The 12,767-nt window shown below is 36.4% G+C and carries 15 protein-coding genes; 1 reads left to right on the top strand and 14 read right to left on the bottom strand.

All coding sequences use genetic code 11. The features are described 5' to 3' along the window. Positions 1-20: 20 nt before the first annotated feature. From argR to accB, 11 genes are all read right to left on the bottom strand, one after another. The gene (gene argR / locus ACZDYH_RS02525) at positions 21-470 is read right to left on the bottom strand and encodes an arginine repressor ArgR (protein ID WP_001032580.1); all 450 of its coding nucleotides are present in this window, start codon (positions 468-470) and stop codon (positions 21-23) included. A gap of 142 nt (positions 471-612) precedes the next feature. Beyond that, a complete protein-coding gene (locus ACZDYH_RS02520; RefSeq protein ID WP_000111875.1) occupies positions 613-1,452 on the bottom strand; it encodes a TlyA family rRNA (cytidine-2'-O)-methyltransferase in 840 nt (279 codons plus the stop codon). 3 nt (positions 1,453-1,455) lie between these two features. After that, positions 1,456-3,348: a 1-deoxy-D-xylulose-5-phosphate synthase gene (gene dxs, locus ACZDYH_RS02515; RefSeq protein WP_000366452.1), complete on the bottom strand. Its 1,893-nt coding sequence runs from the start codon at positions 3,346-3,348 to the stop codon at positions 1,456-1,458. Between the two features lie 301 nt (positions 3,349-3,649). Then, entirely contained in the window at positions 3,650-4,540 is an 891-nt protein-coding gene (gene ispA / locus ACZDYH_RS02510) for a (2E,6E)-farnesyl diphosphate synthase (RefSeq protein ID WP_000150380.1), read from the bottom strand. Continuing rightward, positions 4,540-4,770 carry an exodeoxyribonuclease VII small subunit gene (gene xseB / locus ACZDYH_RS02505; protein ID WP_000428423.1) on the bottom strand — a complete coding sequence of 77 codons (231 nt, stop codon included), beginning with the start codon at positions 4,768-4,770 and terminating at the stop codon, positions 4,540-4,542. The genes ispA and xseB overlap by 1 nt, the downstream gene beginning before the upstream one ends. Continuing rightward, entirely contained in the window at positions 4,760-6,118 is a 1,359-nt protein-coding gene (gene xseA, locus ACZDYH_RS02500) for an exodeoxyribonuclease VII large subunit (RefSeq protein ID WP_000415249.1), read from the bottom strand. The genes xseB and xseA overlap by 11 nt, the downstream gene beginning before the upstream one ends. A gap of 26 nt (positions 6,119-6,144) precedes the next feature. After that, positions 6,145-7,005, bottom strand: coding sequence for a bifunctional methylenetetrahydrofolate dehydrogenase/methenyltetrahydrofolate cyclohydrolase FolD (gene folD / locus ACZDYH_RS02495; RefSeq protein WP_000226732.1), 861 nt, complete (start codon positions 7,003-7,005; stop codon positions 6,145-6,147). 23 nt (positions 7,006-7,028) lie between these two features. Beyond that, positions 7,029-7,421, bottom strand: a complete 393-nt coding sequence (gene nusB, locus ACZDYH_RS02490; protein ID WP_000830247.1) for a N utilization substance protein NusB — start codon at positions 7,419-7,421, stop codon at positions 7,029-7,031. A 346-nt stretch (positions 7,422-7,767) separates the two neighbouring features. Then, positions 7,768-8,160: an Asp23/Gls24 family envelope stress response protein gene (locus ACZDYH_RS02485; RefSeq protein ID WP_000807630.1), complete on the bottom strand. Its 393-nt coding sequence runs from the start codon at positions 8,158-8,160 to the stop codon at positions 7,768-7,770. Positions 8,161-8,182: 22 nt separating this feature from the next. Continuing rightward, complete coding sequence (accC, locus tag ACZDYH_RS02480; protein WP_000592871.1) at positions 8,183-9,535, bottom strand: acetyl-CoA carboxylase biotin carboxylase subunit; 1,353 nt, start codon at positions 9,533-9,535, stop codon at positions 8,183-8,185. A gap of 16 nt (positions 9,536-9,551) precedes the next feature. Next, positions 9,552-10,040 (bottom strand): acetyl-CoA carboxylase biotin carboxyl carrier protein, encoded by a 489-nt coding sequence (gene accB, locus ACZDYH_RS02475; protein ID WP_000472866.1) that lies wholly within the window; start codon positions 10,038-10,040, stop codon positions 9,552-9,554. Positions 10,041-10,509: 469 nt separating this feature from the next. Between accB and ACZDYH_RS02470 the strand changes: the two genes are divergently transcribed. Then, on the top strand, positions 10,510-10,704 hold the full coding sequence (locus ACZDYH_RS02470) for a hypothetical protein (RefSeq protein WP_002179810.1): 195 nt from the start codon (positions 10,510-10,512) through the stop codon (positions 10,702-10,704). 113 nt (positions 10,705-10,817) lie between these two features. Here the strand turns inward: ACZDYH_RS02470 and ACZDYH_RS02465 are convergent, their stop codons facing one another. Genes ACZDYH_RS02465 through spoIIIAF form a run of 3 tightly spaced genes read right to left on the bottom strand, consistent with a single transcriptional unit; the run spans position 10,818 to position 12,762 of the window. Beyond that, positions 10,818-11,462: a SpoIIIAH-like family protein gene (locus ACZDYH_RS02465; protein WP_000914710.1), complete on the bottom strand. Its 645-nt coding sequence runs from the start codon at positions 11,460-11,462 to the stop codon at positions 10,818-10,820. 15 nt (positions 11,463-11,477) lie between these two features. Beyond that, complete coding sequence (gene spoIIIAG, locus ACZDYH_RS02460) at positions 11,478-12,140, bottom strand: stage III sporulation protein AG (protein WP_000368880.1); 663 nt, start codon at positions 12,138-12,140, stop codon at positions 11,478-11,480. Next, positions 12,130-12,762 carry a stage III sporulation protein AF gene (gene spoIIIAF / locus ACZDYH_RS02455; RefSeq protein WP_001161052.1) on the bottom strand — a complete coding sequence of 211 codons (633 nt, stop codon included), beginning with the start codon at positions 12,760-12,762 and terminating at the stop codon, positions 12,130-12,132. Before spoIIIAF ends, spoIIIAG begins: the two co-directional genes overlap by 11 nt. Positions 12,763-12,767: the final 5 nt, after the last annotated feature.

Here is a 12,767-nt window from a genome sequence, read left to right as displayed (position 1 = left end):
AAAGCAAACAAGATTTTTTGTTACAACATATTTAAGAAACGATCAGAGACAACACCTGTATCGTCAGGTGTACGGCAAATAATTAAGCAAGTATCATCACCACAGATGGTTCCGATGATCTCATCCCACTCTAAATGATCAATAAGTGCTCCAAGTGAATGAGCGTTACCAGGCAATGTTTTTAGCACAAGCATATGTCCTGCCGTGTCTAATTTTACAAATGAATCCACTAGATTTCGTTTTAATTTTTGTAACGGGTTAAATCGTTGATCTGCTGGCAAGCTATATTTATAGCGCCCATCATGTAATGGCACCTTCACTAAGTGCAGTTCTTTAATATCGCGCGATACTGTTGCTTGCGTTACATTAAATCCCTCATTACGTAAAATATCAACTAATTCATCTTGTGTTTCAATTTCTTTGTTTGCAATAATTTCCCTGATTTTAATATGGCGCTGACCTTTATTCATACATTTGCACCTCACACTATCTCTTACCATAGTTTAAACATTGGTATACTTCACTTATTTATGTTAACTTATAATTCGTTTCTTGTACACAATTGTTTTTACAATCATTATACAATTACAGCAAAAAGAGGAACAACATATGTTATTCCCCTTTCCCTTTTTGTTTTAGAACTTCATGCGCTTCTGTAACAACTTGCTCTATAGAAATCGGAGAATGATTTTCGCCATTCTCACGTTCACCATGCCATTTCAGATGAATTAAAAATTCAATATTACCATCCCCACCCGTAATTGGTGAGAATGTTAAACCTTCCACATCATAGCCTTCTTTTAAAGCAAACTCGACAATCATTTCTACAACAGCTTCATGTACTTTTCTATCGCGAACGATACCTTTTTTCCCAACTTGCTCTCTTCCAGCTTCAAACTGCGGTTTAATTAACGCTGCTACATCTCCGTTAGGCATAAGCATTGTTTTTAAAACTGGCAGTATAAGCTTTAATGATATAAATGAAACATCAATACTTGCAAATTGAGGTAAACCACGTTCTAAGTCTGCTGGTGTCACGTAACGGAAGTTTGTTCGTTCCATTACAACAACACGCTCATCTTGACGTAATTTCCACGCTAGTTGATTGTATCCTACATCTAATGCATAAGATAATTTCGCTCCATTTTGAAGCGCGCAATCTGTAAAGCCACCAGTTGATGAACCAATATCTATCATAACTTTATCTTGTAAATCAAGATGAAATGTCTCTAATGCCTTTTCAAGTTTATAACCACCACGACTTACATACGGCATAACTTGTCCCTTCACCGTAATCTCAGTATCTTGCGAGATTTTCTCTCCTGGCTTATCAAGTCTCATCTCATTCGCATATACGAGTCCGGCCATAATGGCGCGCTTTGCTTTCTCACGCGTTTCTATAAGTCCTCGCTCTACTAATAGTACATCTACTCTTTCTTTTTTTACGCTCATTTGTTACGCCCTTTTTTGTTTTGATGGAATCATTGTATGAATACGGTCTACAACAGCATCTGTCGTTAAACCAATTTCTTCTAATAATTTTGTTACACTCCCGTGCTCTATGAAGCGATCTGGAATACCCATTCGTTCAACTAATGCACTATGGTAACCATTTTCAGATGCAAATTCAACTACTCCTGTTCCAAAACCACCGATTAAACAAGCTTCTTCAATCGTTAAAATCGGTATATTCTTTCCTAGAAGATCATGTAAATATGCTTCATCCATTGGTTTAATAAAGCGAGCATTCACTACTTTCACTGAAACCCCAGCTTTTTCAAGACGCTCAGCTGCTTCCATTGCCATTGGTATTGTCGTACCAAACGTTAAAATAGCTGCTTGTGTACCCTCTTTTAACGTCTCCCACGTACCGATTGGAATCGCCTTTAATTCTTCATCCATATGAACGCCAAGTCCATTACCGCGCGCATAACGCAATGCGATTGGTCCATCTTCATATTGCATCGCCGTATAAACTAAATGTTGCCCTTCATTTTCATCTTTCGGCATCATAAGCACCATATTCGGCAAGTGACGTAAGAATGAGATATCAAATACGCCTTGATGCGTTTCACCATCTGCTCCTACTAATCCCGAACGATCTATTCCGATGAAAACATTTAAATTTTGGCGGCATATATCATGAACAACTTGGTCATATGCTCTTTGTAAAAATGTTGAATAAATCGCTAAGAATGGCTTCATTCCTTGCGTTGCCATACCTGCTGCCATTGTTGTAGCATGCTGTTCTGCAATACCTACATCAATCATACGATCTGGGAATTCTTTTTGGAATTTCTCAAGTTTTGATCCAACAGGCATTGCAGGTGTAATTGCTACGATACGCTCATCTGCTCTCGCTAGCTTAAGTACTGTTTCACTAACAACAGCACTCCATGCTGGTGCAACTTCTTTCGGCTTAACGAAGTCACCTGATTCAATTTTATAAGGTCCTGTTCCATGCCAAGTTCCAATAACGTCACTCTCAGCCGGTTTATAACCTTTTCCTTTTTTCGTAATAACGTGAACGAGTACTGGGCCTTTTGTTTTCTTTGCATATTGCAACGTTTCGAATAACTTTTCATAATCATGTCCATCGACTGGACCTAAATATGTAAAGCCTAACTCTTCGAAAAATACACCAGATACTAGTAAATATTTAAGACTATCTTTTATTTTCTCTGCTGTCGCAGCCACTTTCCCGCCAACTGCTGGGATTTTCTTTAATATATACTCTAATTCATCTTTTACCCAGTGATATTTTCCTGCGGTACGTAAACGACCGAGCACATTATGAAGCGCACCAACGTTTGGTGCAATTGACATTTCATTATCATTCAAAATAACAATCATGTCTGTTTTTTCATGTCCAATATGGTTCAATGCTTCTAAAGCCATTCCGCCTGTTAAAGCACCATCTCCAATAATTGGTATAACATATTCTTTCGTTTTCTTTAAATCACGTGCCAGAGCCATTCCCATTGCAGCCGATAACGAAGTCGAGCTATGACCAGTTTCCCATACATCGTGCTCACTCTCACAACGTTTCGGGAAACCACATAGACCTTGATATTGCCTTAATGTACCAAACTCTTTCGCGCGTCCAGTTAAAATTTTATGTACATAGGATTGATGTCCTACATCCCATAAAAATTTATCTTGCGGGCTATCAAATAATTTGTGCAGAGCAATTGTGAGTTCTACTACACCTAAATTAGGTGCAATATGTCCACCTGTTTGAGAGAGCTCTTCAATTAAAAACTTACGAATATCCTCACTCAATCCCTCTAGTTCACTGATAGACATATCTTTCAAAAAACTAGGGTTTTGAATTTGCGTTAGATCCACATGGATCACTCACTTTCATTTCATAATCTGTCAACATGTCAAATATTATAAAAAACATTTACACAAAACAAGAAATTCTCTTTTCTATTTTTCGTCTTGTCCCGCTATTAACCAGTCTATTGCGCCTTAATCCTATTATAAACCATATTTCTTCAGGCGATGAAAAAAATAGCCGCTAACACAAAGTGATAACGGCAATGTAATCTACATATATTTTTGCCAATAACAAGAAAAGAAAAACCTTTTCCTACATTTATATCATAAAATGATGAATGACTCAACAAATGAAAACGCTGTTATATTAGTTATTACGTTTTGCAATCAAATCGCAAATAGATAGTAAATATTCATCTTGTAATTGCAAGGAGCTAATCGCACCTTTTGCTTCTGCAATTGTTTCTTCTAAAATATCCTTTGCTCTATCTACAGTAAACAACGTCGTATATGTGCTCTTTTCATTAGAAAGATCGCTACCAATCGGTTTTCCAATCTCTTCTTCAGTTCCTTCCACATCTAAAATATCATCTCGAATTTGGAAAGCTAGACCGATATATTTGGCAAACGTAAGCAACTTTTCTTCTTGCTCTTCTGTCGCATCAGAAAGTATCGCACCCGCAAGTACAGCAAATTCAAGTAGTTTTCCGGTCTTATGTTTATGGATGTACTCCAATTCATCAATCGTAAGGCGTTTCCCTTCCGCTTCCATATCTGCCACTTGTCCGCCAACCATTCCTTCTGGTCCTGCTGCTTTTGCGAGTTCAAGTACAAGTCTTACTTTTTTTTCAGCAGAAATTTCTTTTTGCTCATATGCCATAATAACTTGAAAAGCATATGTCAATAAGCCATCTCCTGCTAAAACTGCCATCGCTTCACCAAATACTTTGTGATTTGTGGGCTTTCCTCTTCTTAAATCATCATCATCCATACAAGGTAAATCATCATGAACTAACGAATATGTATGAATCATTTCAAGAGCACAAGCTGCACCTACTCCAAGATTTCTTTCTTTCCCAAACGCTTGTAATGTTGCAAACAAAAGTAACGGGCGGAGACGTTTTCCACCCGCTTCCAAAGAATATGCCATCGCTTCACGAAGTACATTTGGACATTGTAATCCATTTGCATAGCTTACAAGTTTTTCTTCTACGAAAGTTTTACTTTCTTTCAAAAAAGTATCAAAAGCAATCGTCACTATGCTTCATCTCCTAAAGCAGTAAACGGTTCAAGCTCTCCATCTTCCCCAAGAATAACTGCCATTTGTTCTTGTACATTCTTCAGCTTCTCATCACAAAGCTTAGATAATTCCATACCTTCTTTAAAATAAGAAATCGCTTCTTCTAAAGGTACGTCACCTTGTTCTAGCTTAGAAACAAGATGCTCAAGTTGCGAAATTGCCTCTTCAAAGCTTAATTTATTTTCCATTATTCAATTCACGCTCCTCTATGCCTGATACGCTACAATCTAGTATTCCATCTTGTAATTGAACTGAAACAGCATCTCCAAGGCTTACATCTTTCACACTTTTTAACACTTGCTTCTCTTCATCATATACAAGCCCGTACCCTCTCATCATTACTTTAAGCGGACTTAATGCTTCAAGTTTTTGAGCAGCTCTTACAAAGGCAAATTCTTTCGTTTGAAGTAACGTTTGCATTTCACGTTGTAATTGCTTTTGCAACGTTTCCACAGCTACCTTCGTTTGCATAATTTTTTGAGATGGGTGGTGCTTCTCTAAATAAAATGAAAGTTGCTTTAACTGATTCACCTTTTTATCAATATAGCGCTCTTTCGCTAAAACAAGCTGTTCTAGCGCTCTATCTAATTGCTCTTCCTTTTGCTCATATACTTGTCTTGGATAACGGAACGCATACGATTTTTGCAACACTTGTAGTTTTTCTTCTTTTTTATGTACTAACTCTCTCATCGCTCTTTGCAATCTCAGAGTTCTTTGTAATACCTTTTCTTGTAACTCTATAATATTAGGTGCTGCCAGCTCAGCTGCTGCGGTCGGTGTTGGCGCGCGTAAATCTGCAACAAAATCTGCAATTGTAAAATCTGTTTCATGGCCTACTGCCGAAATAATAGGAATTTCACTCTTAAAGATTGCTCTTGCAACCATTTCCTCATTGAAAGCCCATAATTCCTCAATAGAACCTCCACCACGACCAACGATTAGTACATCTATCTCTCCCATTTCATTCGCTGTACGAATCGCTTGTACAATCGAGGGAGCCGCTGACTCCCCTTGTACAAGTACCGGAAATACAATAACATTCCCAATTGGATAACGACGTTTAATCGTTGTTATAATATCACGAATCGCTGCTCCTGTTGGCGACGTAATCACACCTATTGTTTTAGCGTAAGGAGGAATCGCTTTTTTATAAACTTGAGAAAAAAGTCCTTCCTCTTCTAAACGAACTTTTAACTGTTCGTACGCTAAATGTAAATTTCCGACTCCGTCAGGCTGCATGTCTTGAATATAAATTTGATAAGAACCACTCGCCTCGTAAACAGAGATTTTTCCTTTCACGAGTACCTTCATCCCATTTTCAGGTTTGAATTTAATATTACGATTATGGCCCGCAAACATAACCGCTGCGATTCTTGCATTTTCATCTTTCAATGTAAAATACATGTGGCCACGGCTATGATTTTTAAAGTTGGAAATTTCACCTTTTAACCAAACAGACTGCAAATGCGGATCATATTCTATTTTTGTTTTTATATAGCGTGTTAACGCTGTAACGGTTAAATATTGCTTCTCCATTTCTCTCTCCTCATAGCCGACTCAAATTATTTACAAACGACACCTGCACGTTTGGCAGATTCAACAGTATTATGAAGAAGCATTGTGATTGTCATTGGACCAACACCCTTTGGCACAGGTGTAATGTAACCCGCAACATCTAACACGTTGTCAAAGTCAACATCACCACAAAGTTTTCCTGTTTCTAAACGGTTAACACCAACGTCAATTACAACCGCCCCTTCTTTAATATAATCCGCTGTTATCATTTTAGGTCGTCCAACAGCTACGATTAAAATATCAGCTAACTTCGATAACTCTTTCATATTTTGCGTCTTAGAATGACAATATGTGACAGTAGCATTTTCATTTAAAAACAATTGCCCCACTGGTTTACCGACAATATTACTTCTTCCAATTACTACTACATGTTTTCCAGAAATATCAAGATTTGTTTCTTTTACTAATTCTACAATACCATGCGGTGTACATGGAAGGAATGTATCTTGTCCCGTCATCATACGTCCCACGCTGATTGGGTGAAATCCGTCTACATCCTTTTCTGGTGAAATTCTTTCAATGATAGCTTTTTCTTCAATATGTTTTGGTAAAGGTAATTGCACTAATATGCCATTAATACGGTCATCGCCATTTAAGCGATCGATTTCAGCAAGCAAACGTTCCTCAGTAATTGTTTCAGGAAGTTCAATTAGCTCTGAGTAAATCCCTACTTGTTCACAGCCTTTTTCTTTTCCTTTCACATAAGAACGAGATGCTGGATCTTCTCCAACTAAAATAACTGCTAATCCTGGTACAATACCTTGCTCTTTCAACTTCACAACTTCTTCTGTTAATTGTGCTCGTTTTTTCTCCGCAACTTCATTTCCTTTGATGATTACTGCTACCATTTTAAGATTCCCCCTTAAAGAATTTACAGTGTATCTTTTATATTAGATAAAACGCCGTTAATAAAACGACGAGATTCCTCATCCCCAAATGTTTTAGCAATTTCAATTGCTTCGTTAATTGTTACGTTGTGTGGAATTTCTTCCATGTATTTCATTTCATACACAGCTACACGTAAAATACTGCGATCAACAATACTAATACGCTCAAGCTTCCACTTTTTTAAATTTTGACGAATCGCTTCATCGATTGCTTCTTTATTTTCTACAAAACCTACTACAAGTGACTCTAGAAACTCATTTGTTTCTTCGCCTTCATCTAGCGTGTTTTCCACTGCTACTTTCGGTTCTAATTCACCTGTAATATCCATTTGGTATAATGCTTGCATTGCTCTTTCTCTAGCCGTCCTACGTTTCATTGTAACTCTCCTTTATGCTTCAAGTCTTTCCTTATACTTTGTTATATTATTATAATTTATAAGCCGTCAATTCACTTACTCTTACAGTTTTCATTGATTTTCCAACCTTATAATACAATGATAATAACACAATTTATCGTTTCACACACGGGTTACAAGGCTGAAAAATAATAAAAAGATTAACTTCAAGTTCCATATCTTATCACAATGTACGTTTTTTGGAAAAACGACACATTTTCTTGTTTATTTCTTATTTTTTGAAATAGTATAATAATTAGAGGGTTGTAATTTGTGAAGAAATGAAACGATAAAAAAGATGCCTATGTTACTAGGCACCTTTTCATTCTTACACTGGTTCGATTTCTGTTTTTTGTGTTTCGAATGTTACGCCAACGATGTGAACATTCACTTCTTTTGGCTCAAGTCCTGTCATTGTAAAGAGTGCTTGGCGAATATTGTCTTGAATCTTTTGTGCAACAACTGGAATTGCTACACCAAAATACATTACAACATAAAGGTCAACGATAATATCTTCGTTTGCTAATTCAACCTTTACACCTTTACCATGATTTTTCTTACCTAACTTCTCAACAACATCTGTAGCAAAATTACCGCGCATTGCCGCTACACCTTCTACTTCAGCAGCTGCAATACCTGCAATTACTTCAATTACTTCTGGTGCAATTTCTACTTTACCAAGAGTTGTATCTTGACCCATATCTAACATATGTTCAGCCATGAAAAAAACCTCCTTTAATGTATCACTGCGTCACAAGTTCATGCTCTTCCAAAAATTTCGTATTAAACTCACCTTTTACAAAATCAGGATGATCTAGCAATTGCAAATGGAACGGGATTGTTGTATGTACGCCTTCAATGACAAATTCACTAAGTGCGCGCTTCATTTTTGCAATTGCCTCTTCACGTGTTTTTCCGTGAACAATTAATTTAGCAACCATCGAATCATAGAAAGGTGGGATTGAATATCCCGGATATACAGCTGAATCGACGCGAATACCAAATCCTCCTGGTGGTAAGTACATTTCTACTTTACCTGGAGATGGCATAAATTTTTTGGCAGGGTTTTCCGCATTAATTCGACATTCAATTGCCCAACCATTAAATTGTACTTCTTCTTGCTGTAACGATAACTTTTCTCCTGAAGCAACAAGAATTTGTTCTTTAATTAAGTCCATTCCTGTTACCATTTCAGTAACCGGATGCTCAACCTGAATTCTCGTATTCATCTCCATGAAGTAAAAGGTTTTCGTTTTATATTCATAAATAAACTCAACCGTACCAGCACCTGTATAATCAACCGCTACCGCCGCTTTAACTGCCGCTTCACCCATCTGCTTGCGAATCTCTTCATCAAGTGCAGGTGATGGACTTTCTTCTAATAGTTTTTGCAAACGGCGCTGAATTGTACAATCACGCTCTCCTAAATGAATGGCATTTCCGTGTGTATCTGCCATTATTTGAATCTCAACATGGCGGAAATCTTCAACGTACTTTTCTAAGTATACACCAGGGTTCCCAAAAGCGGTACTAGCTTCTTGCTGTGTAATTTGAATTCCTTTTATAAGCTCTTCTTCATGGCGTGCAACACGAATACCTTTTCCACCGCCACCTGCAGTCGCTTTAATAATAACTGGATATCCAATTTGATTAGCAAGCTCAATCGCTTCTTCGGTATTTTTAATAATCCCTTGTGAACCTGGTACAATCGGAACCCCTGCTTCTTTCATTGTATCACGAGCAACGTCTTTTGTGCCCATCTTTGAAATAGCTTCTGGACTTGGACCGATAAAAATCAAGTTACATTCACGGCATAACTCTGCGAAATCTGCATTCTCTGCTAAAAATCCGTATCCCGGATGAATAGCATCGCAGCCTGTTAACTTCGCAACGCTAATAATGTTTGTCAAATTTAAATAGCTTTCTTTCGAAATCGTTGGTCCTACACAATACGCCTCGTCTGCAATCTGTACGTGAAGTGACTCTTTATCTGCTTCTGAATAAATTGCAACTGTTTCAATATCCATTTCTTTACAAGCACGAATAATTCGTACAGCAATTTCCCCACGATTGGCTATTAATACTTTTTTTATCATCACAAAGACTCCCTTATTACGCTTTTACAAGAAATAGCGGTTGTCCATATTCAACAAGCTGTCCGTTATTAACAAGAATTTCAACAATTTCGCCCTCTACATCAGCATCAATTTCGTTAAATAACTTCATAGCCTCGACAATACATACGATAGAATCTTTCGATACTCTATCCCCAACACTTACATATGGAGGTGTATCAGGCGAAGAAGAAGAATAGAATGTACCTACCATCGGTGATGTGATTTTATGTAGGTTTTCATTTTGAACAACCTTCTTCTCTTCTTGTTTTGGCACTTCTGCTTGCGCTGCTGCTACTGTCGTTTCAACTTCAACAGGCGCTACTGGTTGCATAGCTTGTTTTGCTGCAGGTGCTTGCACAGCAACAACTTCATTACCACGCTTTTTCATTTTGATTGTTGTACCGTCTTTTTTGTATTCAAATTCATCAATATTAGAGCTATCAATTAATTTAATTAATTCACGAACTTCTTGAATTTTAAACATGTAAAATCCACTCCCATACTCTTGTTTGTCCCGTTTTTACAGATTCTCGTCACGAAAACTAGATTGACTGTAAAAATACGATGTACTCTATTAGAAAATATATTTCATTAACTAATAGAAATATTTACTATTTCCATCTTACGATAAATTTTTTAAACATTCCAATTTATATTTCTTTATAATAAATCGAAATTCCTGTAAAAATATTATTCCAATAAAAATTTAATACCTAGTAATAATACCAAGTTTCACATGAAATTGGCAAGACCACTTCTTAAAAAACATTCACTACTTTTGCAAAACGTTACAAAGCAAACATGCCATTCCCTCCTCACTCTTCACCACACCTATAGTCAATAACATATTTTTACCAAATATTATTTTTTTGTTTACACGCCGTTCATCATTCCTTCATATAAGAATAGTATGTTCAAAGTGTAGAAAATATATTGTGTTGAGGTGTGGAAATATGATATGGCTCATTCTCTTTTTACCTGCCGTAATCGTTTGGGCATGCGTTCTTTTCATCCACGTCAAATCCGGAAAAAGTAATCATCAGTACCATGAACCATTAATCTTTTACTCACAACGTGTTTCTCCATTCCGAGTTGAACATAGTAAAAATAATTACAAAGACGACATAGAAAAAAGCTATCGAAAATGATAGCTTTTTTCTATTCACACATTTACTTACATACTCTATTTTACTATTTGCATACCCTTTGCTTAGTAAAAGATAATAATCCGCAGGGAAATCCCTACGGATTAAAGTTTCACTTATTTCGCTGGTGGATCAAATTTCACACCTACATCTTTTGATCCGCCTTCACTTCTTACAAGTTGAATAATTTTATTTGCTTCTTTCTGTGAATGTTTTGCCGCTTTAACCGTTACTCTAATATCAGTGCCATCAGCTCTTACAAGAGCATCTGGATATCCTCCTTGAGATTTAATTACTGTCTCAAGTAATTCTTGCTTCGTTTCCATTGTCGTAATGGCATCAAAATTTTCTTTCGCTTTATTCTTTTCTGTTGCTGAAGCTTTTGTTGAACTCATCACTTCTTGTAATTTTGCTTTTTGTTCACTACGCTGATCTTCCATTTGCATACGTAAAGCTGTGAAATTCTCATCACTTGATTGAACTGATACATTGCCCTCTTTTTTACTTGTTTCTTTTTTTGCATTTTCTTTTTTGTCTGTTTCTTTATTTGTTGTTTCCTTGCTTGTATTTTCTTTTTTCGGAGTTTCTTTAGGCGCTTCGTTTGTTACTGCTTTATCAGTACCTTGTTTTTCTTGTCCAATCTTTTCACCTGTTGCCGGCGATGCTGTATTCATTTTGTCAGGAGTTGTCACGTAATACACAGATAGTACAACAACTAAACTTAACATCGTTAATAACCAAACTGTTTGTTTTTTTAACACTTTATTTCCTCCCTATCAATTTTTCGGTGAAACTGAAACGCGATGGGCCGGTACATCTAGCAGCCTTATCACAGCTTCTTTTACCATTGCTTTAACTTGTATATTATCCACTCCCTTTGCTACGACAAGAACACCACGTACTTTCGGCTTCTCTGTTCGTAAAACAACAGGAGTTTCTTTATCCCCTTCACGTATAATGACAGTCTTTTCATCAAGAGACTCGTCCTCTACTTCTCTCTTACCGCCTGTTTTATCTGTTTCACCTGTTGTTTGTGAGCGTTTCACTGTATTTTTTTCTAAAATTTTTTCTTCAGATGAATCTAAATTCACTTTAATCGTTACGTCTTTTACTCCTGCTATTTCTTCTAAAGCAGTTTTTAATTCTTGTTCATACGCTTTTTCATATTTTTCTACATTTGACATATTATCATTATTTTTTTGTCCAAAAGTTGGTACATCTTTTTCCTGGTTTTGAGTTTTTTGTTCTTTAAATACAGGTACTTCTTCTTTTTTACTTGAAAAAAAACTACTAGAAAACATAAGCAAAATTCCAAGTATGAGTAGGACAAGTAAGAACTTAGGTGTTACCTTTCTTCCCTTCTCATTACTTTCTTTTTCATCTCCATTCAATAAGTTTCGAAAAAATGAGAACTTCGAATTTTTATCTTTATTGTCCATTTACTCTACCTGTCCTCCCTTCCATTTGAACTTGGATTTGTTTATTCTCTAGTTGCCACCTGCTTGAAAAGAAGTCTTTCATTTCTACATTCGTTTCCTCTACTTTTTTCGGTGGTTCTTTCGTGTTAATTTCAACTGGTTTTACTGTTTCGATTGCATCATTTTTACTACGTTCTTTTTCTTTTAACGTCACAACAACAGATTGAATATCTTTCGCTGACTTTACTTCCGCTGTGCTTTCCGCTGCGACTATTTGTATTTCAGAGACTGACATACCATACTGTTTCTCAAACTCTTTTCCTACTTCTTTTTTCATTTTGGTAGCCATCTCTTCTAAACTATATGCACGTGTTAGAGCTTGTATTTCTTTTTTCTTCGAATCTATTGAATTTTTTACAGATCCTTCTGCTACGTACTTTTCTTCATTAAAATTTGCAATTACTTCATTTACATCTGTCTGCAATAGTTTAAAAAGGGGTGTTAAAATTAATACGACTAACAAAAGACTTACAACGAATTTAACGTATTTTTGCAAATTCGAATTTGGAAGAATAAGATGAAGCATTGTCGCTAAGAGCAAAAAAACGATAATATTTCTGATCCACTCTGTAACAAATTGCATACTCT

The sequence above is a fragment of the Bacillus sp. EB V-12 genome (genome assembly GCF_056158125.1).
This window is presented reverse-complemented; position numbering and strand designations above follow the sequence as displayed.